General features: G+C 37.4%; 35 protein-coding genes and 2 pseudogenes. 8 read left to right on the plus strand and 29 right to left on the minus strand.

Features of this window, described 5'->3' with window-relative positions; all coding sequences use genetic code 11:
- Nucleotides 1–73: 73 nt before the first annotated feature.
- Entirely contained in the window at nt 74–400 is a 327-nt protein-coding gene (locus ABC255_RS25750) for a YnfA family protein (protein ID WP_412997912.1), read from the minus strand.
- Between the two features lie 215 nt (nt 401–615).
- On the opposite strand from ABC255_RS25750, the gene ABC255_RS25755 reads away from it, so the two are divergent.
- Nucleotides 616–753: a hypothetical protein gene (locus tag ABC255_RS25755; RefSeq protein WP_412997914.1), complete on the plus strand. Its 138-nt coding sequence runs from the start codon at nt 616–618 to the stop codon at nt 751–753.
- Between the two features lie 38 nt (nt 754–791).
- Here ABC255_RS25755 and ABC255_RS25760 read toward each other — a convergent pair whose 3' ends face one another.
- The 6 genes and pseudogenes from ABC255_RS25760 to ABC255_RS25785 all read right to left on the minus strand — a co-directional run bounded on the left by ABC255_RS25760 (nt 792) and on the right by ABC255_RS25785 (nt 4043).
- Nucleotides 792–1367, minus strand: a complete 576-nt coding sequence (locus ABC255_RS25760; RefSeq protein WP_412997916.1) for a class I SAM-dependent methyltransferase — start codon at nt 1365–1367, stop codon at nt 792–794.
- Nucleotides 1368–1378: 11 nt separating this feature from the next.
- Nucleotides 1379–1765, minus strand: coding sequence for an iron chaperone (locus tag ABC255_RS25765; protein ID WP_412997918.1), 387 nt, complete (start codon nt 1763–1765; stop codon nt 1379–1381).
- Between the two features lie 40 nt (nt 1766–1805).
- Nucleotides 1806–2336 carry a GNAT family N-acetyltransferase gene (locus tag ABC255_RS25770; RefSeq protein WP_412998640.1) on the minus strand — a complete coding sequence of 177 codons (531 nt, stop codon included), beginning with the start codon at nt 2334–2336 and terminating at the stop codon, nt 1806–1808.
- Between the two features lie 75 nt (nt 2337–2411).
- Nucleotides 2412–2999 (minus strand): annotated as a pseudogene (locus ABC255_RS25775) (histidine phosphatase family protein); the annotation flags it as partial.
- Entirely contained in the window at nt 2884–3282 is a 399-nt protein-coding gene (locus tag ABC255_RS25780; RefSeq protein WP_412997919.1) for a GNAT family N-acetyltransferase, read from the minus strand. The gene ABC255_RS25780 and the pseudogene ABC255_RS25775, both read right to left, overlap by 116 nt.
- Nucleotides 3282–4043, minus strand: a complete 762-nt coding sequence (locus ABC255_RS25785; protein ID WP_412997921.1) for a 2-phosphosulfolactate phosphatase — start codon at nt 4041–4043, stop codon at nt 3282–3284. The genes ABC255_RS25780 and ABC255_RS25785 overlap by 1 nt, the downstream gene beginning before the upstream one ends.
- 48 nt (nt 4044–4091) lie before the next feature.
- Here ABC255_RS25785 and ABC255_RS25790 point away from each other — a divergent pair, with 48 nt between their 5' ends.
- Together ABC255_RS25790 and ABC255_RS25795 are read left to right on the plus strand one after the other, a co-directional pair.
- Nucleotides 4092–4487: a secondary thiamine-phosphate synthase enzyme YjbQ gene (locus tag ABC255_RS25790; RefSeq protein ID WP_412997923.1), complete on the plus strand. Its 396-nt coding sequence runs from the start codon at nt 4092–4094 to the stop codon at nt 4485–4487.
- 58 nt (nt 4488–4545) lie between these two features.
- Nucleotides 4546–5436 (plus strand): DUF3891 family protein, encoded by an 891-nt coding sequence (locus ABC255_RS25795; protein ID WP_412997925.1) that lies wholly within the window; start codon nt 4546–4548, stop codon nt 5434–5436.
- A 59-nt stretch (nt 5437–5495) separates the two neighbouring features.
- Here the strand turns inward: ABC255_RS25795 and ABC255_RS25800 are convergent, their stop codons facing one another.
- The 8 genes from ABC255_RS25800 to ABC255_RS25835 form a co-directional block, all read right to left on the minus strand.
- Entirely contained in the window at nt 5496–6071 is a 576-nt protein-coding gene (locus ABC255_RS25800; RefSeq protein ID WP_412997927.1) for a GNAT family N-acetyltransferase, read from the minus strand.
- 78 nt (nt 6072–6149) lie between these two features.
- A complete protein-coding gene (locus ABC255_RS25805; RefSeq protein WP_412997929.1) occupies nt 6150–6863 on the minus strand; it encodes a hypothetical protein in 714 nt (237 codons plus the stop codon).
- Nucleotides 6864–6898: 35 nt separating this feature from the next.
- The gene (locus ABC255_RS25810; protein WP_412997930.1) at nt 6899–7360 is read right to left on the minus strand and encodes a DinB family protein; all 462 of its coding nucleotides are present in this window, start codon (nt 7358–7360) and stop codon (nt 6899–6901) included.
- A 70-nt stretch (nt 7361–7430) separates the two neighbouring features.
- Nucleotides 7431–8147 (minus strand): nucleotidyltransferase domain-containing protein, encoded by a 717-nt coding sequence (locus tag ABC255_RS25815; protein ID WP_412997932.1) that lies wholly within the window; start codon nt 8145–8147, stop codon nt 7431–7433.
- Nucleotides 8148–8182: 35 nt separating this feature from the next.
- Entirely contained in the window at nt 8183–8806 is a 624-nt protein-coding gene (locus ABC255_RS25820) for a histidine phosphatase family protein (RefSeq protein WP_412997934.1), read from the minus strand.
- Between the two features lie 294 nt (nt 8807–9100).
- Nucleotides 9101–9565, minus strand: a complete 465-nt coding sequence (locus tag ABC255_RS25825; protein ID WP_412997936.1) for a DUF2085 domain-containing protein — start codon at nt 9563–9565, stop codon at nt 9101–9103.
- 247 nt (nt 9566–9812) lie between these two features.
- Complete coding sequence (locus ABC255_RS25830) at nt 9813–10127, minus strand: DUF3892 domain-containing protein (RefSeq protein WP_412997938.1); 315 nt, start codon at nt 10125–10127, stop codon at nt 9813–9815.
- A gap of 70 nt (nt 10128–10197) precedes the next feature.
- Nucleotides 10198–11094, minus strand: a complete 897-nt coding sequence (locus tag ABC255_RS25835) for a hypothetical protein (protein WP_412997940.1) — start codon at nt 11092–11094, stop codon at nt 10198–10200.
- Between the two features lie 166 nt (nt 11095–11260).
- Here ABC255_RS25835 and ABC255_RS25840 point away from each other — a divergent pair, with 166 nt between their 5' ends.
- Nucleotides 11261–12802, plus strand: a complete 1542-nt coding sequence (locus ABC255_RS25840; RefSeq protein WP_412997942.1) for a glycosyl hydrolase family 28-related protein — start codon at nt 11261–11263, stop codon at nt 12800–12802.
- Between the two features lie 29 nt (nt 12803–12831).
- On the opposite strand, the gene ABC255_RS25845 is transcribed toward ABC255_RS25840, so the two are convergent.
- A complete protein-coding gene (locus ABC255_RS25845) occupies nt 12832–13422 on the minus strand; it encodes a DUF1836 domain-containing protein (RefSeq protein ID WP_412997944.1) in 591 nt (196 codons plus the stop codon).
- Between the two features lie 131 nt (nt 13423–13553).
- Between ABC255_RS25845 and trhA the strand changes: the two genes are divergently transcribed.
- Nucleotides 13554–14201 (plus strand): PAQR family membrane homeostasis protein TrhA, encoded by a 648-nt coding sequence (gene trhA, locus ABC255_RS25850; protein ID WP_335537272.1) that lies wholly within the window; start codon nt 13554–13556, stop codon nt 14199–14201.
- Between the two features lie 39 nt (nt 14202–14240).
- Here the strand turns inward: trhA and ABC255_RS25855 are convergent, their stop codons facing one another.
- The 5 genes and pseudogenes from ABC255_RS25855 to ABC255_RS25875 all read right to left on the minus strand — a co-directional run bounded on the left by ABC255_RS25855 (nt 14241) and on the right by ABC255_RS25875 (nt 16345).
- Nucleotides 14241–14375, minus strand: a complete 135-nt coding sequence (locus tag ABC255_RS25855; protein WP_256988982.1) for a hypothetical protein — start codon at nt 14373–14375, stop codon at nt 14241–14243.
- A 175-nt stretch (nt 14376–14550) separates the two neighbouring features.
- Nucleotides 14551–14715 (minus strand): annotated as a pseudogene (locus tag ABC255_RS25860) (Type 1 glutamine amidotransferase-like domain-containing protein); the annotation flags it as partial.
- A 108-nt stretch (nt 14716–14823) separates the two neighbouring features.
- Entirely contained in the window at nt 14824–15291 is a 468-nt protein-coding gene (locus tag ABC255_RS25865) for an SRPBCC family protein (protein WP_412997947.1), read from the minus strand.
- 58 nt (nt 15292–15349) lie between these two features.
- Entirely contained in the window at nt 15350–16072 is a 723-nt protein-coding gene (locus ABC255_RS25870; RefSeq protein WP_412997949.1) for a GDSL-type esterase/lipase family protein, read from the minus strand.
- Nucleotides 16073–16165: 93 nt separating this feature from the next.
- Nucleotides 16166–16345, minus strand: a complete 180-nt coding sequence (locus ABC255_RS25875; protein WP_412997951.1) for a hypothetical protein — start codon at nt 16343–16345, stop codon at nt 16166–16168.
- 265 nt (nt 16346–16610) lie between these two features.
- Between ABC255_RS25875 and ABC255_RS25880 the strand changes: the two genes are divergently transcribed.
- Nucleotides 16611–17171: a CBO0543 family protein gene (locus tag ABC255_RS25880; RefSeq protein ID WP_412997953.1), complete on the plus strand. Its 561-nt coding sequence runs from the start codon at nt 16611–16613 to the stop codon at nt 17169–17171.
- A gap of 380 nt (nt 17172–17551) precedes the next feature.
- Here the strand turns inward: ABC255_RS25880 and ABC255_RS25885 are convergent, their stop codons facing one another.
- The 4 genes from ABC255_RS25885 to ABC255_RS25900 form a co-directional block, all read right to left on the minus strand.
- Entirely contained in the window at nt 17552–17917 is a 366-nt protein-coding gene (locus ABC255_RS25885; RefSeq protein WP_412997955.1) for a DUF488 domain-containing protein, read from the minus strand.
- 96 nt (nt 17918–18013) lie between these two features.
- Nucleotides 18014–18244 carry an excisionase family DNA-binding protein gene (locus ABC255_RS25890; RefSeq protein ID WP_412997957.1) on the minus strand — a complete coding sequence of 77 codons (231 nt, stop codon included), beginning with the start codon at nt 18242–18244 and terminating at the stop codon, nt 18014–18016.
- A gap of 4 nt (nt 18245–18248) precedes the next feature.
- Nucleotides 18249–19277 (minus strand): DmpA family aminopeptidase, encoded by a 1029-nt coding sequence (locus ABC255_RS25895; RefSeq protein WP_412997959.1) that lies wholly within the window; start codon nt 19275–19277, stop codon nt 18249–18251.
- The gene (locus tag ABC255_RS25900; protein WP_412997961.1) at nt 19274–20212 is read right to left on the minus strand and encodes a dipeptidase; all 939 of its coding nucleotides are present in this window, start codon (nt 20210–20212) and stop codon (nt 19274–19276) included. The genes ABC255_RS25895 and ABC255_RS25900 overlap by 4 nt, the downstream gene beginning before the upstream one ends.
- Nucleotides 20213–20455: 243 nt before the next feature.
- Here ABC255_RS25900 and ABC255_RS25905 point away from each other — a divergent pair, with 243 nt between their 5' ends.
- Both ABC255_RS25905 and ABC255_RS25910 read left to right on the plus strand, forming a co-directional pair.
- The gene (locus ABC255_RS25905; RefSeq protein WP_412997962.1) at nt 20456–20605 is read left to right on the plus strand and encodes a hypothetical protein; all 150 of its coding nucleotides are present in this window, start codon (nt 20456–20458) and stop codon (nt 20603–20605) included.
- Nucleotides 20606–20735: 130 nt separating this feature from the next.
- Complete coding sequence (locus ABC255_RS25910; RefSeq protein ID WP_412997964.1) at nt 20736–21371, plus strand: FMN-dependent NADH-azoreductase; 636 nt, start codon at nt 20736–20738, stop codon at nt 21369–21371.
- 64 nt (nt 21372–21435) lie between these two features.
- Here ABC255_RS25910 and ABC255_RS25915 read toward each other — a convergent pair whose 3' ends face one another.
- Genes ABC255_RS25915 through ureE form a run of 4 tightly spaced genes read right to left on the minus strand, consistent with a single transcriptional unit; the run spans nt 21436 to nt 24019 of the window.
- On the minus strand, nt 21436–22254 hold the full coding sequence (locus ABC255_RS25915) for an urease accessory protein UreD (RefSeq protein WP_412997966.1): 819 nt from the start codon (nt 22252–22254) through the stop codon (nt 21436–21438).
- Nucleotides 22255–22866, minus strand: coding sequence for an urease accessory protein UreG (ureG, locus tag ABC255_RS25920; RefSeq protein ID WP_412997968.1), 612 nt, complete (start codon nt 22864–22866; stop codon nt 22255–22257).
- A 27-nt stretch (nt 22867–22893) separates the two neighbouring features.
- Entirely contained in the window at nt 22894–23580 is a 687-nt protein-coding gene (locus ABC255_RS25925; protein ID WP_412997970.1) for an urease accessory protein UreF, read from the minus strand.
- Nucleotides 23573–24019: an urease accessory protein UreE gene (ureE, locus tag ABC255_RS25930; protein WP_412997972.1), complete on the minus strand. Its 447-nt coding sequence runs from the start codon at nt 24017–24019 to the stop codon at nt 23573–23575. The genes ABC255_RS25925 and ureE overlap by 8 nt, the downstream gene beginning before the upstream one ends.
- Nucleotides 24020–24022: the final 3 nt, after the last annotated feature.

Genomic DNA, 24022 nt, shown 5'->3' on the forward strand with positions numbered 1-24022 from the left:
AGCTCAAAATAGTTATTTCCACGTTAAAATCTGCTTTAAGATTTTAACAAATATCTTTCAGAAACAGCCTTTTTTATTGTCTTGGTGCCAATAACATCACCAAAACACCAATTAAACAGATTCCCCCGCCGATCCAGTCATATAAATCAGGAGCCTTTTTGTCGATCCCCCACCCCCACAAAAGTGAAAGCACAATGAATACTCCCCCGTAAGCAGCATAGACTCGTCCAAATGATGGGAATGCCTGAAAGGTAGCTATCACGCCGTACAAAGCTAGTACTACTCCTCCAATTAGGCCCCAGTAGGATGGCTTCCCTTCCCGCAGCCATTGCCAGATAAGGTATCCTCCTCCTATTTCTGCTATACCTGCAAGGATAAATAAAAGAGTTGCTTGAAACATTACAATCACATCCTTAATGCTTTATCTTTATAAGTGCTCTTTTCTCAAGACCATCGATTACATACAAAGTCTTTATGGCCGCTGCTACGATTTGTCCTTAAGACCCTTGATTAAAGACAAATCTTTCTCTTAAAGGTAAAAATTGTTCTTTTATAAAAATAAAAGAATGAACGATTGATTTAGGTTTGATACTAATTAAAAAAGGAGGGATTTATATGGACGGAAAGTATAATACAAATGACGATGCCAATGTTGAAATGAAAAAGGCGCTTAATAAAACAACACCTAGAAAGAATCCAAATATGAGTGAAGCAGAGTTTAAGATGAAATATCAAGGGAAGAAGCCAATTTAATCATAAGAGGGGCAGGTTTTTCTGCCCTCTTAATTTTCTTATTCATCATTAAATTTAGGTTTAATTGCATCGATTATAAGCGATGGAAATAATAATTGATCCCCTTGATTTCTAGAATCAAATCTTTTCGAACGAAAAATAACTCCATCTTTACCATCCCATTCATTGAAATGGAAGTTGCCGTACTCATCGCAATATTCAAGTAAATTCACTTTATATCCTGCACTTTCAAACATTTTAGATAAGGTTTTATAGTTATGTACAATTTTATGACTTGCTACAGGATGATCTTTGGGACCAGGACCACCTACTTTAACGATATTTTGGTATTCCTCATTTGGAAAAAATCCATCAGGAACAGCACAACGTATGTAACCTGAAGGCTTTAGGAATTCAAAACAAAGTTTCGCAGCATTTACTCCTTCTTCGTAGGTTAGATGTTCCCAGACGTGTTCAGCTAGGATAGCCGTTATAGAATGTTCATCAAACCTGCCTTTCCAAGTATGAATATCGATTAAATTAAGTTCATCTTCCTGTGTATGAATCCAACCAGGATTATTATTGTACTCCCCTGCTCCAATCACAACTTTGATTTCCTCTTTTCTTTTTCCCACTGGTTCCTCCTCTATTTATTCTTTTTAATTTTTGCTTCTGCTTTCTTTTTATTTTCAGCAACTCGAAATTTAACAATTTCACTAATTACTCCATAGGGCAGCGGCTTGTCTTTAGGAAACTGGACGGCTTCTTTTGAACTTTTATATTCGGATAATTCATGTTTAAAAGCCTCAATTCCGCTAGGAGCTGGATAAAATCCAATGTGATTTTTATTGGCCGCGAAATGAACTAGATTTCCATGTAAGTAAAAAGTCGGCATTTGGTAACTTATTTTTTCTACTGCATCTGGTGCCGATTCCTTTATTACATTCCTAATCTTTTGTAGTATTTCTTGCACTTCACTCGGAAATTGTAAGATGTATTCATCAATAGAATTTATTGTTTTGTTTGCTTCCATGATGGCTCCAATCCTTTTCAAATTAATCCATTTGGAAATATTATAGGTCTATCCAGAATCTTTTAACAATATTTCCATCTTCTTCGATGAAATCTGAATCTGGAATACCACCATTATTTATGATCGTTTTAAAGGAACCTGTATTATCTTCATCGCATACAACAAGTGCTTTTCGTATTCCCAACTCTTTAGCTTTTTCAATCGATAATGACAATAATTTAGTAGCAAATCCTTTCCTTCTCTCTGAAGGACGAATACCGTACCCTATATGTCCGCCACTATTCAATAGAAACGGTGTTAATTGATGTCTAATATTCACAGCACCAAGAATTCTTTTATCCTGATTAATTAACCAAAATGTTGAGTCAGGAACCCAACCTTCTCGCAAATTACGTCCTTGTTCATTATCCTTTAAAAATTGGACCATTGCCTCAAAGTCTGACGGATCCTTTTGAATCACCCAAGGTACCATATCTTCTTTGCTGTCTACCCATTCTTTATAGAATGAGAGGTATTCATCCTTCAACTCTATTGTTGGTTTAATCAAGGATAGTTGATCGCTAGATTCCATTAACAATCTTTCATATGTTACAGTTTCACCCTGTTTCTTCAAAAGAAACACATCCGGATTTTTTAAACTTTTCCAATCTTCAAAGCCGAACTGATGTTGATAATGATTTAAAAGTAAGGAAAGTAAATTTCCATGTGTGACGATGATAGTATTTAGCTCCTCACTTTTCAGAACTTCCTCCAAAACGGTAATGATTCGTTGCTGTGCTTCACCACTTGACTCGCCGCCTTCAAATTTCAATTCAAAATCATCAAAGGTATCTCTTAGTTTTTCAAGCCAGTCTGCTAGGTTTTGGGAACTAAGTACACGTTCTGTTAACAGCTCATTTTTTTCTATTTCCAGATTCATTCTTTTTGCAAGTGGTTCTACCGTTTGAAGAGCACGCTTATATGGACTAGAGATTATGCGGTCTACAGGAATATCTCTAAAGAATTCCGATAATTGGATAGCTTGTTTAAAGCCATCGTTTGTTAGTGGTGCTTCCGCTGGCTGCCCCTCAGCCTCACAATGCCTGATGAGATAAGTTTTTTTCATTATAGTTTCACTCCTATTCTTTAAAGGTCTTTCTGAATCCGTAAAATGGGCGATAGCCCTGGCCTTCATAAAAAGTATGAGAGGTACTTGAAGCAAGCAGTTCCATTCTCGTACTTGGATATTGAGCATGAACGTATCGAAGTACCTCTCTCCCGATACCTGTTCCACGGTACTTCTTGTCAATTAACAATTCACAAATATATAAAGTGATACGTGTATCCGTAAAACCTCTGATATAACCCACGATTCCATCGCCTTCTGCTTCCACAACCAACGATACACTTGAATGGTTCCATGCCTCTTTTGTATCTTCGTTCTTCTCTACTAAGTTACTCCATCCTTCCTTCTGGTTTAACTCTTGAATTCTAGTAAAATCATCTTCCTGGTACTGCCGAATACGAAGGTGCTTCATTAGCTACACTCCCCATTATAAGAAACAAAATGATCTTCTTTTAATATCGGAACACTTTGATAGACATTTAACCTGCTGCAATGCTCTACATCTGCAGCAAATCCTCGTTCACGTAATTCCCGGCCGCTTCCACTATCCCAAATCAGTGCATCTAATTTTGGCTTCGCCTGCAGGAATGCACCCATACATACTTCTGCTTCCGGTGATTTTTCACCTTCCAAATAAGATAAAATAGCGCCGGCTCCTATATAATCCTCCATAGCAGGTCGCAGGGTATCTTCCTCTTCTCTCCCACCGCTCCATTGTTCACCACAAAGGATAACTGTTATGTTCGCTTTCGTTTTTAATCTTAATCGATTAGCCGCGGATGCAACTGCAGCGGCATTTAATAAAGATCCAACGAAAAGTGCTTTTGCCTTCGAGCCAATCCAAGTACAAAAAGCACCATTTAGCGAGGAAAGTACATACTTCTTATTTGAATGTTCTTCAGTAAAAGTAACAGGCGATAATGTTGGGTTCCCTGCCTTTGCTGCCTCCGCTCTGCCCAAAATATATTCAGCATTCACTTTTTTTGCGTATTCTTTCCCATCAACATACGGGGGATAAGGATAAATCACCGCATTAAAATGTAAGGCGGATACGACAGTCGATGAAAAACTGAGGATATCGACTATAATAATGATATCACCGCGTTCTGCCGCTTCTCTAGCGCCGCGTCTGCCCCATTCCATTCGGCAGGCATAGGGGGATTGACTGAACAATACAATTACCACCTTTATTTAGTGTTTTGATTAGAAAGGAATGATATTATGCTAAAAAAATTTACGTTAAAAACAAACACCCGTGATCAAATGATAGAAATCACACAGCAGGTTGAGGCATTCATAAGAGAAACTAACCAGCGGGAAGGATCAGCTATTGTCTATTGTCCACATACCACAGCCGGGATTACCATAAATGAAAATGCAGATCCAGATGTTAAACACGACATGATTCGGCGCTTTGACGAGGTTTATCCATGGCATCATGAACTCGATCGGCATATGGAAGGCAATACCGCAGCTCATATGAAAGCAAGTACAGTCGGGGCTTCACAATATGTTATTATTGCAAACGGACAATTGCTGTTAGGTACGTGGCAGGGAATCTATTTTTGCGAGTTTGACGGACCACGCACACGAACCTTTTATGTAAAAATCCTCTAACTTTTAAATTATTTAGCCGAAATAGTTAATTCTTTATTAGGTAGTTTTTTTCCTTCTTATGTTATCAAGATCGCAGGAAGTTTTTGGTTTAAATCTACTGGCTAAGGGAAATACAAAAGGAAGCATGAGAAATCCGAACAAGTTCAGTTTTCACAAAGGAAAGGGATTTAAGAAAATGATTGTACTGGAACGGGAACAAAGCTTTCTTATGGTAACGCAGAATGACCACGCACAAATTGCTGGCGTTATCGCTCAGAATTGCAAAGAGGATTATTTTTTTGATGATAACCGTACTAAAGAAGTTCTGCTGGCAATCAAGGAACATGACCGAGGCTGGATCGAAATGGATTCGTCTCCGGTATGGAATGATAAAACGGAGAAACCTTACTCTTTTATTGATTATCCACTATCACTCAAAATTACTTTTTATAAAAAGGGGTTAGAGGAAGTAGAAAAACTAAGCAAATATGCAGGACTTTTATGCAGTTTGCACTATGCCTCGTTCATTCAGGATTCAAGCGAGCAAGTTGTCAGGGAATTTTGGAAAGAGGAAAAGCAAAGACAGGAACAGCTTTCAAAGGATTTGCAATTAGCGGGAAATGAGCATAAACAAGAAACTCTAATGTACCATTTAGATCTACTAAAATTTTGTGATTATCTATCCCTGTATATTAGTCTAAATGAACCTGGCGATAATAAAGGGATTCACCCATTTTTTCGCAATGGGTTTCCTCAGTTATTTTCGTTTGTAACGGACAAGCCAATTGTTGCTCATTGGGAAAACCAAGAAACGGTTTCGCTTTCCTTCTCACCTTTAAAAGGGGAATTGGAGGTAAAACTGCCATATAAGACTGTAATGAAAGACCAAATTGAAGAGCATGGTATTTTACAAGCATACAAGGACGCCCCTGTTTCGATTAGGAAGGTTACATTTTTACAGGAAAGTTGACCTGTTAATTCCTCTAAAAACCTAAGGTGCTTTACCCCGTATTGGGGTAAAGCTTTTTGTTATAAATCATCTAAGATATTTTGATTTTGTGGATCTTCATTAAAGGTCAAAACCTCTTCAACTGGTTGGTATGATTCTCCGTAGAAGTGCTGATCCTTATAGGTATGAATTTTATTATACGTCTTTCGCATAGCTTCAAATATTAGCTCTTCTGACTCTTTATTTGGAGCCCAATAAAGAATTTCCATTTTATTCATCTCATTTGTTGCTAACGACCTTCGTTCATAGCCGATGGAATTGGCATGTTCAAAACCCTCACGCTTATAAAAATGGAGCCTTTTTCCTGTATCACTGTCTTTATAGTTAACAGGTTCAACCTCAAGAATAATGGGCTTGCCTTTTTGTTTCATTTTTTCGAGAAGCTTATGACCAAGGCCCTGACCGCGTGCATCTTTCGAAACAAAAAGATAGTCAATAAAAACAAAATCCTCTAACTCTGAATACATCAAAACATGATTAGGACCTTCATCTTTGTGATAAATATCCGAACGCTCTTTTAATAAAGTTTCCATATGCTCTATAGACTTCATTTCTTCAACCGGAAAATATTGATTTAATTTTTCATACCAATGCATTCTACTACTCCTCTGGTAAGTGTCTTAATGAGGAAAGTATGTGTGATTTTCCCATTTTTAATACTGATATGAACCAGATTATTTTATTATGAGAAGTTCTAAAAATTCCTGCTCTGGTTTCATCAATTTTGTACCCTTTTCAGATTGAAGGAAAAATTCTTTTTCATCTTCATAAAAAACGTTTACTTTAATATCAGTAAAATCTATTATCATTGTTTCATTTCGGGAATCTACTTCTTCTTTCGTATCCATTGCTTCATTAATGAACCTTGTGATTTGTTCTATCTTGGATTTATCTGTAATTTCTGTACAGTTTTGAGCAGTTGGACTTTGATAGATACAAATACTATCTGGAACATCCTCAATCCAGGTGGTTGATTGTAGAATTTCCGTTTGATCAAACATGACTTCTGTTTGGTCCTCATTTTGATTGTAATGAGCAGAAATCCATAATTCACCAGCAAAATCTTCTTTTCTCCAGCGAGACATAAATCTACTCCCATCATTATCAGCCTCATGATCGTCAAGTGCAGATTCTATATAGTCCTTTTGCCAACCCAGCCCAGGAAGTTCCTTCTTGTAGAAATGATAAATCTCCTCCCAGTGATTCCCCTTCATAATATATTGGTGTTCAGTAGGTTCTAGTCCTTTGAATAATGGGATATCTTTGTGTTCTTCAGGTATAATCGACATCCCTTTATAGGTGTCGTCTGTAATTTTTTGATACGAAAACCAACTAATAATAAAAAACAGCAGTACAATTACTCCAAAAATTGTCCTTTTCTTTGTCATATATCTCCCATGTCTCCCAGTTACTATTTAAAAAACTAGAACTGTAAACCTCTTCCTATTAAATTGGCCGAAATGGGTGCTGAACCAAGTTCACGTGCCCATACCGATAATTGTCCAATATGATGAATCTCATGTACGATAATGTGATTTACTACCTCTCCATATGTAAAACTTCTTTCATCATCCAATTCTAAAATCTGACTGCTCATTTCTTCCTTCCATTCTGTTACAAACCTTTCAACTTCTTCATGCCAGTCATTATGGAGTTTGATTACATCATCAATGGATTTGAATTCCTCTAATTTAAATTCAAACCCCTTTCCCCCATTTAAATCATTAATCCAATCATATTCAACCACGATAATATGCAATAAAGTATGTAGTATATTGCCAAAGCCGCCTGCTCTTTTTTCCAATAACTGTTCAGTTGTAAACTGCTTGCACCAATTAAACCATTCTTCCCGTACCTGCCAATTATACTGAAATAGCTGCTTCATCTTTTCACCTCTATGAAATGTTTGGTAGAATTTTTGCACTGCGTCTTGCTTCGCCTGTCCAAATCGTTAACTATTTCCCTAAACAAAACCCTTGAAATAACCGCCCGCCAAATGGCTTCAGGATATCATCAACCATTACGATAATCCTATTTTTATCTCCAGTTTTATAAAAAGTATCAAACACGTCGACAAAATGATCTGCAAACTTTTCATCATAGTTTCTTAATGAACGAATTACCCATTTTGAAGTACCAATCCATTGCCGATTGGTTCTCATGACAAATTCGCTAACTAGTTCAGCAAGTGTATTGGCTATGAATATTTCTTCTGCCCGCATTGAACAACCTATAAAATCATCAAGCGCATCTGTTATAAAATAACGCTTGATTCTTATGGTTTCAGCTGACCATTCTTCAGGACCCTTCGCCAATAAATCTTTTGCCTCTTGTTTAATAGCCTCTATGATTCCACTATCTTTTAACACAATTCCTTCTGAAACCATCTTAGGCAAGGAAGGTCTTGCTCGTTCACAATCACTTTTAAAAAACTCTTTATAGGAAGTTAAATTATGAACGAATACCTCTATATTCCAGCCAAACTCAATGACAGATTCTCTATACGCAGATTTAAGATTCTTATCAAATATAACTATATCAAGGTCAGATGTTTCTGTGCCCTCACCTCGAACTACACTCCCTGCTAATAAGGCTCCGTTACAATTCGGAAAATGATTCAAGGTAAACAGTTCCGCTGCTTTGTATGGATTGATTCTATTAATCTCACTCACTCCAATTTTTTATTAAAGCTTCACACTCTGCTCATCTATATAAAATTTGCAGTTTCCAGATGAGAGATATCTCCCTCTAACACCAGTTTAAAACCATTTTCATTCATTTCTACAATCGTAAGACTGGTATCATGCATATAGGGAGGGTCCCATAAGGTTTCAATTGATGTGTTCCTAAAAAATGAATACAAACATTTGATAACAACAGAATGAGTAACAATTAATATATTTCCAGATTTATAGTCTCTTTTTATTCGATCTAATACCTGAATGGCTCTTGCTCTTGTTTCTTCAAACGTTTCTCCTCCAACAGATGTATATTGATGGGGTGCGTTCCAGTAGGACTCATACTGTGTTTGATACAATTCTTTAATGGATGAATGAGTTTTTCCTTCCCATTGACCCAATTTTATTTCCTTTAGATTCTCATCGTAAATGACAGGAATATCTCTTTCTCCCCGTATCAAGCTGGTAGTCGCTTTCGTTCTCCCGCTTGGACTTGAAAAAATAGCTGTTAACTCTGTTTCTTTTAATCTTTCACCTAAAGATACAGCATTTTTTATTCCATTTTCCGTTAGATTTGAATCCAGCCAGCCTTGCATTCTTTTTTCAGTATTCCACTCTGTTTCACCGTGCCTTGTTATGTATAGAGTGATCATAAGCAGTCTCCTTTTATTTGATTAATTCACTAATTGCTTCAATTAGTTTTCTAGTTGTCTCTTTTACATTCTAATAATTCTACTTTAACAAAAAAAAGGCCGGTACTCTCAGGCCTTTTATAAAATATTTTGAAGTGTTTCTAAAATATATAAAATAAATTGGTAAATCAATGTGAATAGTTGAGACAAGAACTCGAACAAAGAATCCAACATTGAACATACTTCCTTCCATAACGTCCTTAAATATACTATGCTTTCTAGGACGAGCATGAAACGGATAGTTGTTTACTTTTTTTACAATAAAATCGAAATAAAACTTTGACTGAGACTAACGATAATAATGCTCTGACCCAAGCCACTCACAATACCTGTTGATAATCTTAAGGTGTTATTACTCATCCGAATATTCCTTTTCTGTGTCCATCCATCCAAAACCATTGGAAAATTTAATAATATCCCCAGCCATAGTGGTAAAGATAAATCGAAGACAAACAGGAAAGGGAAAAATAAATATCCCAATAATATTCCCGTGCACCTTGCGCATATTGGCAGTGTATATCCTTTAATGGTGAGGCTTCTAGACTTCATCCGGTGACAAGGTACAATATCAATCAGCATCTTAAGATTAATTACAATCTGGCCCACAATCACAATCAGGTCCCCCACAATCTGATTTTCCGTCACAGTCCGGTCCACAATCAAAAGTGGGACAGTCTGGCGTACAATCGTATTTCTTTTTACGATATTTCTTTCTTCCATAATAAAACAGAATAAACAGGAGGAAAAAAACACCTAGGACTGTTGCGAATATACCAAAAACCATTTCACCATTAATTAATAACGTAGTTCCGACCACAAATGAAATAATCATAGCTGTTAGCAATAGAAAAAACATCCTACTCCCCCCAAAAAACACAACTATTTATTTATATTCCATTTAATTGTAAAAAAACCTTTCTCTAAAAAAAGAAAGAGAGCAGCAACGTTGTGCCACTCCCTTTGCTCACTAAAATTCGGGAAGTCGATCAAGATTGTTTTCTTTTATCCCATCAGGTTGGCTTCGAATAATATCTCTGCCGTATTTATGAAATACATCAATGTGGGCAATCTGACCTGCTTTCGCTTCCGTTAAAGCAGTGACGTAATCCAGTTCTCTTCCAGAGCTTGTTTTGAAAGCGATGATGTCTCCATCATCATTTTTCCTAACCGCCACGAATTCCTCTTTTCCACCAGCGTTGCTTTGACTAGCCTCTATCTGCGCTTGCTGCTCACTTTGCAGTTTATATTCTTCATAAATTTTTTCATAATTCTTATCTTCCATTTTTCCCACCTCCGAACATACGTTAGTATTTTGCTGTTTGTTGTTAATAAATATTCAACCTTTTTGTTTTTTAATGTAAAGTCATGCCAGTACTTTGTTTTTCCACGTTCTCTTTAATGTTTTTCATTATTAGAATCATGCAGAATACGACCAACAGATTAAAGAGAATAACACTCCAAATAAGCAGATAGCCTATCTCTACTCCAGCCTTTAATTGGAGGAGAATCATGGCTGTCAACGCTGTTAGTAAGGTAATCTCTTTAATAATAATCACAGGGGTCAGCAGGTAGCCAAATGGTTTTCGCATAATTAACAGGATTCCAGCAAGCAGCCCTGCAGGAACGACAAATCCTAAGTCCAGTGCCTGTATCACAAAAGTTGTGTAGTGCTGTAAATCTGCTGGTGGTGTATTGCTCAGGAGCGGGAAACCCAACTTTCCTGTCCACATCATTCCAAATACAAAGGAAACAAAAAGTAAGAAACCTCCAAGGAATTTTACCGGCATTTTTTCTGAGAAGAATAATGGTAAATTTTCAACATCAAAGGACATCATCATGAGGATAAAGGCAAAAAAACTGGCTGACATAAGCGCCACATAGATTAGGAACATTGAATTGTACATGGAAAGAAAGGAGTAAGAGGCATAGGTGTATAGGAAATATCCTAACGTCCCCGTTAGCAGGAGACTTCCTTTAAGGGAACCTTTTTGATATAAATAGAATGATAGCAGCAGTAATGGAACGCCAAGAAATAGTGTAACATAGTCTTGAGCGATGGCTTGTGCAGCCATTGACACGGATTCATGACTGTAGAGCCCCTTCCCATAAATAGATACTGTCTCACCGAATATTGATTGATATTCGTATTCTCCTTGCCCTTGATTCGAAAAGATGGCATATGACGTTGCAAAAATAGAAAATATGGTAATGAGCATAACAAGTGAACATATTGTCCTTTTGTATTTCATCGCTAGTACCCCCATTCAAAAAAATAACTATCATAGTAAATATTCTATATCCCATTTCCTCGACCTCTTTGTTCACAAAAAGTTCAGTTTTTCCCTTTGCTAGAGGCTTTCCATCTATAATAGGTAATAATAGTTTTAAAAAAGAGTAATTCCTGGAGTGAACACAATGATGTTTTTAGATAAAGACCATGATGCAAGAAAAAATGGAGAGCTTCTATCGGTTATTTCAGAAAAACAAATAGATATAGAGGCAGTGATCAAAGAAACAGAGCAGCTTTTTCAAAAATGCAAAAAGAATAATCCTGCCCCACAATTCAACAAGGAACCAATAAAAGTTCCTTTTTTCGAACGGATGATGGAGCAAATTTTTCGATTATTCGCTCGCCCATTTAGAATCTTAGAGCCTACACCTTTGTACGTCGATTCTGATGGGAATGTGTTCCCTAAGTGGAAACCCAAATTGGATGACGAGTACAAAACGTTAATGAGTCGAATTATTAAGGAAGTAAATATTGAGGATTACGGCGGGATTGGGGATGGAAAAACGGATAACACCGCTGCCTTTAAAAGAGCGCTTGGAAATGGCCGGGTTAGGGTAAACATTCCTGAGGGGATTTTTATCACAAAAGGCATTTGCCTTCCTTCCTGGACATGCCTAGTAGGGGCCGGAAAGGGAAAAACAACAATTAAACTGCATGAGAGCGCCTCGAAAGGAACAAGATTAATTACCAACGCCAATCATTGGAAAGGAAATCATCATATATATGTGCAAGGAATGAGTCTAGATTGGAATGTCGAAAGGCTTGGGTATGTAAAAAAGACGAGTACGTGGGGCAATCATTCTAGCTGTCTAACATATGCAAACGTCAGCTATGGCTGGGTAAAAGATGTGGAAGCAATCAATCCGGGACTTCATTGCTTTGATATTTCCTCTACCTTGTACAATTATGCCGGAGACGGATATCGTGCCAAGGGTGGCAGCCGATATGTGTGGCTCGACAATCTAAATGGATATGGTTTTGGAGATGACGGAATTACCACCCATCATAGTGATTACATCTTCATTTCTAACTCTCATATGTGTGACCCTAGCGGCCGTGCCCATCAGAAGGGTTATTCAAATTCAAATGGGGTCGAAATTGATGATGGTTCTAGGAATGTTCTATTAGTTAATAATTCATCAGCAAGGTGCTTTGGGGGCATTGAAATTAAAGCACATCAAAACTCATCTGCTGCCTCTAATGTGCAAATCGTTGGACATATTTCTGTAAACGATAACCGTTCCTATAACTTCCGTCATATCGGACATCATAAAAGTACAGATACGGAGTCAAAGTCGGCATACAATATTACTGCTATGAATCTTGCTGCCATTAAACCCGTTTTTACAGATTTATATAAATACTCCACTCCTAGGGGCCTAGTGGTGTCAGCGTATAAAAATGTTATTATCAACCACTTTACATTGATTGGCCACCCTGATTATGACTATAGTGGCAACCCTGTTATTGCGATACAGTACCGTGCGAGGAATGTGAATCTATCCAATATTTCAGTCAGAGATTTTAAGATTGCAGGTGCAGCTATCAAGGTTTACGGAGGAGAAAATCGGGCTGATTCAGTTTCGATAAATCACGTCGAGGTTCGTGATTCAACTTTAAAAGTGATTGATATCGGTAAAGATGTACAAGATATATGCATTAAATAAATCAATTTGAAAAAGCGTCCAAGATATAATTATCTATGACGCTTTCCTTCTTTATCTACTACAATTTCGTCCACCAACTTTTCAGCCACTTTTCGATATAGGTTACTCATGTGTACGAGTGAAGAAATCATAAGTACTTGCTCGAGATAGGCAGAGTTCCGATCCTCCATTTTTGCTACTTCTTCATTTACATCCTTGACCCGTTCATTAATATCAATATTGAAATCAGCAACATTTTTTTGGGAGAGAGCTAAATAACTATTATACAAAGAATCGATTTCTATATCCTCTTTAATAATCCTTTTATTCAACCCATCCAGTGTTACCTGGATATCGTTAATGGAAAGTGCACCTTTTAGTTGGTAAATTAAACTCATTAATATTAAATGCTCTTTGGAATACTTCTTATTTTTTATCGGGAAAATGAGCTTCCCCTTTGCATAATTATTAATCATCGTTTTTGTAAGAACCTTTTCCTCAGCATTTCGCTTCGAGTCGGCAAATTTGCTTTCAAATAACTGAATCACTTGATCCATATACAGATCAATATTCGGTATTTCATCTACCGAAAGGTTTGTTTCCAGTCCAAGCTGTTCAAGTATTTCTATAATTTTATCCATCATAAAACTCCGATCCAATTGTTTTCTGATTAACATTATATCGTAACAATTATCCGTTGACTAGATTCTGTTTTACGAGTATTATTATAAGTAGTTATTAAAACTACATGTTGTATTAGGAGGGTTATTACTTGAGTAATTATATACGGGAACCAATTAATGGACTCACTCATTTATCAGGAGCGCTTTTATCTTTTGTAGGACTTCTTGCGATGGTAATTAAAGTGTCGAGTACGACTTCATCAGCGATGGCCATTACGGCTGTCATCATCTTTGGCGTCAGCATGATTCTCCTTTATTCAGCTTCTGCCACCTATCATATGGTAATAGCTAAAGATCATGTAATTGCTTTTTTAAGACGACTTGACCACTCAATGATTTTTATTTTAATTGCAGGTACCTACACACCATTTTGTTTTATCAGCTTAAATGGGACAACTGGTAATATCCTATTTTCTATTATTGCCGCGGTGGCATTAAGTGGAGTGGTATTCAAGATGGTTTGGTTTAATTGTCCTCGCTGGATTTCAACAGCACTGTACCTTGTTATGGGCTGGATGATTGTGTTTGTTTTCTCACCATTAGCAGGAAGTATGGATTCAAAAGGTTTATTTTTATTAATACTTGGAGGTATCTTTTATACCATTGGCGGTGTCATATACGGGGCTAAGCCAAAATTCCTTCAATCTAAATACATGGGCTTTCATGAAATTTTCCACATCTTTATCATGCTTGGGAGCATGTCTCACTTCTTATGTGTGTTTTACTTTGTTATATGAAATTAAAAAAACGCCCTGAGAGGCGTTTTTTGCTTTGAATTATGAGTTCTTTTTATTATCTCTTGCAGCTTGTTTCCTTGCTTTCTTACTTAGTCCTTGTTCCGCACCGAATTCCGTATCTGCTTTGCTTCCACCTGTATGCGGTTGGTTACGATTATTATTCTTATTGGTCATTGTTTTATTTCCTCCCTTTATGTAAATTGGCTAGTAACATCTATATACTGCTTAAAATGGTAGGGAATTATACCTATTTTCTCTTTATTTCTTTATCACAATAAAGCGTAAAAATGAGTATTAGGAACTATATCAACAAATTTTATGAAGATTGTTTTTTAAGAACCTAAGTATTCTGATAAAACCTTTGAATATAATCTTCTGAATCCCCACTTGCAGTGGGAATAAAACAAATTTTCTGATTGTCTTTACCCGATTGTTTAAGAATATAAGAATCCAATAATATATTTTCCGGTTCCATTGAGAAACCGCCGCCACCAAGAGCAATAATTTGCCTCATATTTCTTCCCCACTGTTTTTCCAACTTTCCCATTCATTAGCTTGATAGATTGAACTTGGTTTAAAAAACGGCAGACTAAACCCATGTGGATTTAGCCGCCGATTACTCTTACCGATTTATGTTCGCGTCTGGCGCTTTGTCGGCTACAAGATTTAACTGAATGTTATGCTCTAGATATGCCTTTAATCCAGAGAGTACCATTGTGTATCCTCCCATAGAATCAATGGCTTGAGCGACCATTTCATCGCCGCTTCCAGAAAAGCCATAGTTTGTGATGGAAACAAAGGTTTGATTAACTCCTCGGGGAATAAATATCCACTCAACCTGGGTGCCATCGGTCCATTCAATCCTTATTAGCTTGTTTTGCTCCAATTCTTTAACAACTAATTCATCGCCAACACCATACATTTCCCAGTCCCACCTAATGGTTTTACCCTCTTCTAATCTTCCACTGCTTTTAGTGAACCAAAACTTTGTAGTGATTTCAGGGTTGATGAAAGCTTCATATACTTCCTCAACTGATTTGCGAATAAGCATTTCTGCTTTTACAACTGGTTTCTCGTTTAGTGATATCATTTTAATTACTCTTTCTCCTTTGTTTGTAACATATTTACTATAGTTTCTTATTCGTTGGTTATTTAAAACTAGGTTCCTTCAATACTTTCTCAGATAATCGATCCGCGATTAATTGATATCCAGCTGGATTCGGATGTAAGGCATCACTGAAATAGAAGCTTTTTGGTTTGTCTTGAAATAGATCAAGCGTGGGAACAAAGTAGGTTTGATCAAAATTACCAGCCACTTTGGCGATTTCATCGTTCCAATGTTTTATTGTGTCTAGAATTTCTTTCTGATTCGAGTATTCAACATAGGGTTGATATAAACCTAAGACAAACATAGGAGCGACAGAATTGTCTTTTTTTATACTTCCAATGATTTTATAAAGGTTTGTGGTGAATGTAACCTTGCCCTTATTTATTTGTTTTACATCAAGTGGGTTAAATTGATAATTGGCACTCTTTCTAAAATCATTTGTTCCGATATAAAGAATGATATAATCTGCTTTTCTTATTTGCGCAATGATTTTCTTATCCTGAAGTTGTTCAAGAATTTTTTCGGAAGGATACCTTGGTATAGCAAAGTTGTTCACTTTGACAGGAGCCTTATGTTTTTCTTCTAATTTTACTTTAACTCCTTCTATATACCCCTTTTTTGCAGGGTCCCCGATTCCATGTGTGATGGAATCACCGAGAGCTACAAGGTTAATCACCTTGGTACTGGCGGAAGAACCACGAATACCGGTATAAGTACCAAACAGAATTATAATAACACAGAAAAAAATAATATAATTTTTCATATTAAAACTCCTAATGTTTACTTAATAGAAGTTTTCCCAGCGACACTTACTGTCATGTAGTATCTGTAAAGATTAACTCCGAATGTTATAGCGTTATTTAAAAGGCATGAAATCAGCTGGATTTAACTCTTTACTTTGAATAACAATAGCAGTTAATCCAATATCTGACTTCGTTTCGTGCCATTCGTCTTTTTCCCAAAACACTGCATCCCCAGGCTGTACTTTATAATATTCTTCCTGATCAATACTAACGTAACCTTCACCACTTACCAAAAACTATTTATATATCTTACATATTCAAGAATTTCAGGTAATAATCCTCTAAAAAATATAGATATACGTGCATAAAAAGTGGAGTCCCTTTTATGTTAAGCCGTTCGCTTTTAGAGTCCAATAGGAAAAAACATATATAAAACAATTATAAAAACAGTGGATTAATTGGAAAACTGGAAGGAGTATTTTGAATAATTTCCCTATTACTTACTAAAATAATAAAGGTATCACAAAGCTAAAAATTCTAATAGCGGGCATGGTGTCTATGAATTATAAGGATAAAGAAAAAATAGTTGGAGATTTCTATAAAGATATAGATAAAGTAAACGATAAATTTTATGATTTTTGGAAGGAACATACCTTTTTACATTGGGATTGGTGGGTTTCTTTAGGACTTGCAATTATTCCTTGGGTTATATGGTGGAAATATAGAGACAAAGAGAATACGGCCCGTTTTATGTTTTCGGCTTTTTTTATAATAATTATTTCCTCCTGGATGGATTTTATAGGTGTTGTATCTGGTGCTTGGTACTACACAGGAAAAGTAATACCTTCTATCCCCTCATATATTCCTTGGGATTTTTGCCTTTTTCCAGTTTCAATGACATTGTTAATGCAAATTAGGCCAGAAATATCTCCATTTATAAAAGCTATTTTTTATAGTGCCTTAGTATCATTCATTGGCGAACCTTTCTTTAACTTGATAGGATTTTACACGATGATACATTGGGAATATATCTACTCGTTTCCCATTTATATAATCTTTTATCTTTGGGCAGATTGGGTTAGCAAACGTAAAGCATTTGGAATAGTAACCAAACAGTAAAATATCATCACAGTTAGTTTTAAGTGTAAGGTCATATTTAACTGGTTCTTATGTTCAATAAAAAATATTAATGACGACAAGGTAAATGTCGTTATTTTAGTTATCAAATTAGCAAGTCTATTCGCACTGTAATAGCAGAAGCATAATTTTTATTATGCTCTTGCCCGTTTCTAGGTTCAATAGGGTCCGCACTTATCGGTTGGGTGATCAGGTTAAGCACCTGATCTGATTAATAAGCGGAGAGATTCCGCCTATTGGATCGAAAAATTTGAAAATGGGAGATATTTCTTTGTTTAAGCTGAAAACCTCCGCCTATTTTCCCCGAAACAAGCTACATTCTAAATTTAACCGGAAAACCTCCGCTTACTTTTGCTGGTTACTTAAACGGTGATTCTGTTTAGCTCCTCTTGCAGCACAATCGCATGATTATATACAGAATCCTTTGCACCATAGAGGAGTGTAATTTTCCCTTTTGACCTCATTGTAATGAGGTCATTTATAATACTCTGTTTCTGTTCATCCGTACGTAATTCCTCTATGTACTTAGTGCGAAACTCCTCAAACAATTCAGGCTTGTGACAAAACCATTTACGAAGCTCAGGACTCGGAGCAACCTCCTTCTGCCAAGCCGTCAACTTAGCAGCCTCCTTTGAGATCCCACGCGGCCAGATACGATCCACTAAAATCCGAAAACCATCAGACTCATCATACGGTTCATATACCCTCTTCAAGAAAAAACCCTCCATTAGAACCCCTCCTTATTACATTTATAAGGACAGTGTCCATACCACGTGGACACTGTCCACGGACGGTGACAGGCACCATATTATAATTATTCTAATTTAGTCCTCGTCTTTGATGTCGAGGTCTTCGGGGATGGGTTCGTTTAGGATATCTTCGATTAGGTGTTTGTATTTTTCGATTTGTTTTAGGTGGGTGTTGAATTGTTCTTTGTTGATGACCCACCCTTCTCCGTCATGAATGGCGCGGATTTTTTTCTGCTTGATTAGGTCTTCTATTTTTGATTCTGGCATTGATAGATATTCTGCGGTTTCTTTAATGGTTAGATACATTTATTCATTCCTCATCTGTAAAGGTGATATTATTTACTACTCTTCCTGCTCTTCCTTTTGTTGTGACTGCCTGAGACAGTGAGTTTAAGATTGCCTCCTCAACTGCTTCTGCGGCTCCTGTAAATAATTGATTCATCAGGGGATGATCTTCACGTAGTTGGAGCCTATGTTCCGCCAGTTCATCCGTAAAATGTTCTGACTTATGAGCTGTTGAAAAGGCGATGACGATATCACCACTGCCGTGGCTAAAATGACTGCCTGTTCTACCCAGACCAATGCCACAGCGCTTTGAAATACGCAAAAGCTGCCTGTCACTTAACGGGGCATCTGTAGCGAGCACAATAATAATAGAGCCATCTGCAGGATCCAAAAGCCCCTCCACTTTTGAATAACGAAACTTCTGGTGCTCCTCCTTTTTACCAAAGTTGCTGAGAACTAAGCACCCTATTGTGTACTCTCCAATCGTACGAGAGGATGAACCGATACCGCCTTTGTATCCAAAGCAGATCATTCCCTTTCCAGCCCCGACAGCACCTTCTTCTGCCTGATGATCGGAAGCATTCCTAATAGCTTCAATAGCATGCACAGGTTTAACTGGAAATTTCCGTATCGAATTCAAATAACTATCATTACATTCTCCAACTACTATGTTAATCGTGCCCGTAGTTTCACCTATTTCAGAATTCTCAGCCAGCATATATTCTAAAGTCCCCTGAGTGACCGCAGGTACAGCAAACGTATTGGTTAACATAATCGGAGATTCAAGCTGTCCTAATTCATTCACTTGAACAAGTCCGGTGGTTTTTCCAAATCCATTTATAACATAACTTGCAGCGGTCACTTTTTGTTTAAATACATTCCCACCATGAGGCAATACCGCTGTAACACCCGTACAGGCATACTCTTTTCCGCCTGCATCAAGGGGATAATCGAGCGTTACATGACCTACCTTTACCCCCTCAACATCGGTTATGCAATTTTTTCTTCCAGTTGGCAGCACACCAACCGTTAATCCGGTCTGTCTAACCTTCATCCTACCACTCCTGGCCGATGGTTAAGGAAGTTTTGGTAAGCAAATCCTCGCACTTCATCCTCTTTAAAATGCTTCAATAATTCGTTAATGAGATTCTGCGTTTTTGAGGCGTCCTCTAGGTCGGTTATAAATGTCCCGATCCCATCAAAATCGGACCCTAATCCAATATGGTTCACTCCGCCTAATGAGCAGAAATGATCGATATGCTTTATTAGATCAGAGATCGTTACCTCTCCTGCTTCTGCTTTTACAAACGGAGGAAAATAAATAACATGGATCATGGCGTTTCTTTTAAACATCGCTTTCGCCTGTTCATCTGTTAAGTTACGAAGGTGATGACAAAGAGTTCGTGAATTGGAGTGGCTTGCGATTGGATACTTGGCTAATTCGATGACCTCCCAGATCCCTTTGTCGCTTAGATGAGATATATCTGTTAGGATCTGATGTTCATTATTAAACTTAACAATCTCTTTTCCAAAAATCGTAAGTCCGCCGCCCCTCGGTTCACCTGCACCATCTGCTGCTAGATTTGCATTATTCCATGTCAAACCAACTGAACGAACACCCAACTGATAAAGAATATGAAGCTTCGTTAAATCGTTGCCGATTGCGTCGACTCCCTCAAGTGTTAGCATGGCGCCAATTTGACCGATATTGATTTTTTCAAAATCTGACCACTCTTTAATATGGACCATATCAGGATTTTTTGCTAACACTTCCTTATAAAAATAATCAATTTGTATAAGCGCCTCTTGAAATTTTTGGTCCGAAGGAATGTCTGGCTCAATAAAAATGGCAAAACATTGAACCTTGACCTGCCCTTTATGTAATCTTTTTTTATTCGTCTGCAATTCTGTCGCATCTGCAAAACGCAGCGAACCTTTTCCTTCTGAAAGTTTAAGTAATGCGTCACAATGCAGGTCAATTAATTTCATAAACAGCCGACTCCTTTTTTAAAAATTTTATCATAAATAACAGAGAAAGGTTAAATAAGGAAAACAATATGCTCGAGCTGTCAAAAGAGTGGCTGGCTTCTTGAAACCCGCCATATATTACTAGTGAATAGTAAATAATAACCAGTATAAATAACATTTAGAATATTAAAAATTACCTATTAATAATCGTAAATAAATAGTAGAATTTATGTATAGACTATATTAATGGAGGTGAATTTACCTATGACAAATAACCCAATTCATTATGATGGAAGTATTCAAAACAATGAAAGTTCCGCTGCTAATTCTGCAGTAAATGAGCACTTTACAATAACGGATGAAATGCGCGCAAACATTAGTGGAAACCCTTACTTAAGCGAAAATAATAACTAAAAAATAAAAGGAGTTTGCAAATCGCAAATTCCTTTTATTTTTGGTCAAAACCTGTTTTTGTATCTGCATATATAAACATTCATTGCACAAACTAGAATGTATGCTAGATACAGAAAGGATCGATACGAAAATGACAAAAGTATTATATATAACAGCTCATCCTCATGATGATACTCAGTCTTATAGTATGGCAGTAGGAAAAGCATTTATTGATTCTTACAAAGAAAAGAATCCTGATCATGAAATTATTAACGTGGATCTTTACAAAGAAAATATTCCGCAACTAGATGTTGATGTTTTTAGTGGTTGGGGTAAGCTTCGCTCTGGTACGGACTTTGAACAGCTTTCAGCTGATGAAAAATCAAAGGTTGGCAGACTTTCTGAGCTTTGTGAGCAGTTTATTTCGGCTGATAAATATATTTTTGTAACACCATTATGGAATTTTTCCTTTCCTCCTGTCATGAAAGCGTATTTAGATTCGGTATCAGTTGCAGGAAAAACTTTCAAGTACACTGAAAAGGGTCCAATTGGACTGTTAACCGACAAAAAGGCTTTGCATATTCAGGCTCGCGGTGGTATCTATTCCGAGGGACCAGCTGCAGCTATGGAGATGGGTCATCGCTACCTTGATATTATGATGCAATTCTATGGAGTGCCATCCTTTGAAGGATTATTTGTTGAAGGGCATAACGCAATGCCTGACAAAGCACAAGAAATCAAAGAAAACGCCATCGCGCGTGCTAAAGATTTAGCACATACGTTTTAAAGCAAAAGAGCCAACACCAAGCGTTGGCTCTTTACACATCCAAAAAATCTTACGTGCCAAACTCTTAATATTTCCGTAGACAGACTGGTTCTTTCCCTAAGATTTTTTTCCTGATGAGTTCGTGAGTAATACCTTGAATATGTTCTATAGCTTGTGTAGAGTTTGCGAGTACCCTCAGTGTAAATCCCGGAACCGCCAGCATGGAGACACCGATTCTATGTTCGGTCAGAGACTCCAACAGCGCATGGAGTTCTCCTAAAAAATCCTTATTCACCCGCTCATCTAAGATAATCATCGTGCCGAAATGGGTATACCCCTCCATATAGCCTATTCCTGTCATATCCTCATCTGGTTCTAGTTTGATATGATCAAATAAAACAAGCTGCTTTTCCAAATAGACTTCCATCTTCGATTGAAGTAAATCATAGCGAAATAGAGTGCCATCTGGGGCCCAGCCGGGTGTAAAAATATCGCAGCAAACCAGAGATGCACCTTTTTCCATCTGAACAATCAGATTCTGTTTAAAACATGCATGCTGGTAAGCGATTACGGGGTCTGGCAGATATTCAAAAATACTTCCCTTTTTCAAATGAATTTCCATGTCTTGAATAGCTGGCTTTGTCCTTGTTTTATAAATTTTAGTGGAGGATTGCGTAGTTAACAGCACCTCCGCCTCCTCCTCTAGAACAATAGAAATTTGATAAGAGTCCCCGTCAACATAACCGCCGCCAGGATTCATCACGTACCCATATGCCTCTCCGCTTGAAGTCAAATATACTGGCCTGGTGATTTTAAAAGCTCCCTCTGTATAGGTTTCTTTAAAAATCGTTTTCTCTTTTTTCCGTGCTGCAGCTATTCTTAGAAATCCTGTAGGAACAACCACTCACCCCAATCCTGCCAATAAAGCATCTTTCTTAAGCCAATCTACGACGAGATTTAACCCTGTATCTGTTTTCAAATTAGTAAAGATATAAGGCTTCTTCCCTCTCGCTGCCTTCGTATCTTCCTCCATTACTTCCAAACTGGCACCGACATACGGAGCTAGATCTATCTTGTTGATAATAAACAAATCTGATTTAATCATTCCTTGTCCGCCTTTACGAGGAATTTTTTCCCCTTGTGCGACATCAATGATATAGATAGAAAAATCAACAAGCTCAGGACTAAAGGTCGCCGCTAGGTTATCTCCCCCGCTTTCAACAAAGATTATTGATAAATCCGGATGAGTAGCTTTTAGTTCTTCAATTGCAGCAAAATTCATGGAGGCATCTTCCCGAATAGCGGTGTGGGGACATCCGCCAGTTTCAACCCCAATAATTCGGTCTTCAGGTAGAACACTGTTTTTTATTAGAAACTGCGCATCTTCTTTTGTATAGATATCATTGGTTACCACGGCCATCTTAAATTCATTATTTAAATATCTTGTTAGGCGCTCGACCAGCATTGTCTTTCCTGCTCCCACTGGTCCGCCAATTCCGATCCGTACTGGTTCCATTCCTATTCCCTCTTTCTTTACAAAAATTTATGACATAAACAACCGCACATGCAGCTTTTCATGCCGCATTTGTGCGATTTCAATTCCAGGTGCCACTGCTCCAAAATCGTCTAAATCTAAGACCTCTATCTTTTTGACTGTCTTCAGTAAATATGGATATATCTCTAATAGGATCCTTTGACCAGCAGTTTGACCAAGAGGGATTCCCCGAACCCCATTCTGAACGAGAGTGGCAATAGTAGAATATAAGAAGGTTAAAATGGCTTGATTTCTATCAATCATTAAAAAATTGCAGATAATCATAAAAGCAATCGCAGGATGTCCAAAAGCTTCATTTAACCGAATTTTTTTCAAATAGTCCTGTAATAAAGGGATGGAATAGAGATCGATTCCGATTACCACCAGTCTTTCCCCAATCCGACGATTCGCCTGCCGGGTTTCTTCCGGCATATTCTGCACAAACAATCTTCGATCGAGGTTCCATATCTCAGCAACCTCCTGATTCATTAATGCCTCAAGGGTTAATCGGCAGGCTAACCCATCGGTATAAGCTAGTTGTTTTTCCAAATAGATCCGAATCCAGTCAAAAAATGTTTCTTTGTTATGGACGCTTTCGTCCTGAATATAGGTTTCTAGACCAAAGGAATGAGAAAAAGCCCCCGAAGGAAAATTTGAATCCCCTAATTGCAGTAAGCTTAAAAGCTGACTATCCATGACTATGACCGATATGTCGAAATGCCTTTTTTACTTTTCTTTCTTCCCTTGTATAAGGAATCTCTAATTGGACGAGTAGTTCTTCAACAAGATAATCATATTGAACGAGCATTTCCTCTTCTTCAAACTGTGCCGGCAGATGGCGGTTGCCCAGTTGATGGGCGATTTCGCCCATTTGCTTTATACTTGAAGGACGAAGGACGAGAAGGTCATCACTTGTTACACTAACGACAATCATATTTCTTTCGTCCATATATAAAATATCACCATCAATCAAATCCTTCGGCTCCACTAAGCGGATTCCCATTTCTTTTCCATGGTCAGTTGTCACACGCTGGATTCGTTTTACCAAGTCATCGCTTGATAAAAAAACTCTTTCTATATGCCTGCCAGCGGACGAAATATCGTCAACGTTTCCAACGATTTCTGTAATAATCAAAGC

It is taken from the genome of Neobacillus canaveralius (assembly GCF_047237705.1).
Classification (GTDB): domain Bacteria; phylum Bacillota; class Bacilli; order Bacillales; family Cytobacillaceae; genus Neobacillus; species Neobacillus niacini_K.

Bases quoted from the DNA above. Each gene is read 5' to 3' on its own strand.
- ABC255_RS25750 (WP_412997912.1), bottom strand. From the start codon at position 400: ATGTTTCAAGCAACTCTTTTATTTATCCTTGCAGGTATAGCAGAAATA.
- ABC255_RS25755 (WP_412997914.1), top strand. From the start codon at position 616: ATGGACGGAAAGTATAATACAAATGACGATGCCAATGTTGAAATGAAA.
- ABC255_RS25765 (WP_412997918.1), bottom strand. From the start codon at position 1,765: ATGGAAGCAAACAAAACAATAAATTCTATTGATGAATACATCTTACAA.
- ABC255_RS25770 (WP_412998640.1), bottom strand. From the start codon at position 2,336: ATGGAATCTAGCGATCAACTATCCTTGATTAAACCAACAATAGAGTTG.
- ABC255_RS25780 (WP_412997919.1), bottom strand. From the start codon at position 3,282: ATGAAGCACCTTCGTATTCGGCAGTACCAGGAAGATGATTTTACTAGA.
- ABC255_RS25790 (WP_412997923.1), top strand. From the start codon at position 4,092: ATGCTAAAAAAATTTACGTTAAAAACAAACACCCGTGATCAAATGATA.
- ABC255_RS25795 (WP_412997925.1), top strand. From the start codon at position 4,546: ATGTTATCAAGATCGCAGGAAGTTTTTGGTTTAAATCTACTGGCTAAG.
- ABC255_RS25800 (WP_412997927.1), bottom strand. From the start codon at position 6,071: ATGCATTGGTATGAAAAATTAAATCAATATTTTCCGGTTGAAGAAATG.
- ABC255_RS25805 (WP_412997929.1), bottom strand. From the start codon at position 6,863: ATGACAAAGAAAAGGACAATTTTTGGAGTAATTGTACTGCTGTTTTTT.
- ABC255_RS25810 (WP_412997930.1), bottom strand. From the start codon at position 7,360: ATGAAGCAGCTATTTCAGTATAATTGGCAGGTACGGGAAGAATGGTTT.
- ABC255_RS25820 (WP_412997934.1), bottom strand. From the start codon at position 8,806: ATGATCACTCTATACATAACAAGGCACGGTGAAACAGAGTGGAATACT.
- ABC255_RS25825 (WP_412997936.1), bottom strand. From the start codon at position 9,565: ATGGAAGAAAGAAATATCGTAAAAAGAAATACGATTGTACGCCAGACT.
- ABC255_RS25830 (WP_412997938.1), bottom strand. From the start codon at position 10,127: ATGGAAGATAAGAATTATGAAAAAATTTATGAAGAATATAAACTGCAA.
- ABC255_RS25835 (WP_412997940.1), bottom strand. From the start codon at position 11,094: ATGAAATACAAAAGGACAATATGTTCACTTGTTATGCTCATTACCATA.
- ABC255_RS25840 (WP_412997942.1), top strand. From the start codon at position 11,261: ATGATGTTTTTAGATAAAGACCATGATGCAAGAAAAAATGGAGAGCTT.
- ABC255_RS25845 (WP_412997944.1), bottom strand. From the start codon at position 13,422: ATGGATAAAATTATAGAAATACTTGAACAGCTTGGACTGGAAACAAAC.
- ABC255_RS25855 (WP_256988982.1), bottom strand. From the start codon at position 14,375: ATGACCAATAAGAATAATAATCGTAACCAACCGCATACAGGTGGAAGC.
- ABC255_RS25865 (WP_412997947.1), bottom strand. From the start codon at position 15,291: ATGATATCACTAAACGAGAAACCAGTTGTAAAAGCAGAAATGCTTATT.
- ABC255_RS25870 (WP_412997949.1), bottom strand. From the start codon at position 16,072: ATGAAAAATTATATTATTTTTTTCTGTGTTATTATAATTCTGTTTGGT.
- ABC255_RS25880 (WP_412997953.1), top strand. From the start codon at position 16,611: ATGAATTATAAGGATAAAGAAAAAATAGTTGGAGATTTCTATAAAGAT.
- ABC255_RS25885 (WP_412997955.1), bottom strand. From the start codon at position 17,917: ATGGAGGGTTTTTTCTTGAAGAGGGTATATGAACCGTATGATGAGTCT.
- ABC255_RS25890 (WP_412997957.1), bottom strand. From the start codon at position 18,244: ATGTATCTAACCATTAAAGAAACCGCAGAATATCTATCAATGCCAGAA.
- ABC255_RS25895 (WP_412997959.1), bottom strand. From the start codon at position 19,277: ATGAAGGTTAGACAGACCGGATTAACGGTTGGTGTGCTGCCAACTGGA.
- ABC255_RS25900 (WP_412997961.1), bottom strand. From the start codon at position 20,212: ATGAAATTAATTGACCTGCATTGTGACGCATTACTTAAACTTTCAGAA.
- ABC255_RS25905 (WP_412997962.1), top strand. From the start codon at position 20,456: ATGACAAATAACCCAATTCATTATGATGGAAGTATTCAAAACAATGAA.
- ABC255_RS25910 (WP_412997964.1), top strand. From the start codon at position 20,736: ATGACAAAAGTATTATATATAACAGCTCATCCTCATGATGATACTCAG.
- ureG (WP_412997968.1), bottom strand. From the start codon at position 22,866: ATGGAACCAGTACGGATCGGAATTGGCGGACCAGTGGGAGCAGGAAAG.
- ABC255_RS25925 (WP_412997970.1), bottom strand. From the start codon at position 23,580: ATGGATAGTCAGCTTTTAAGCTTACTGCAATTAGGGGATTCAAATTTT.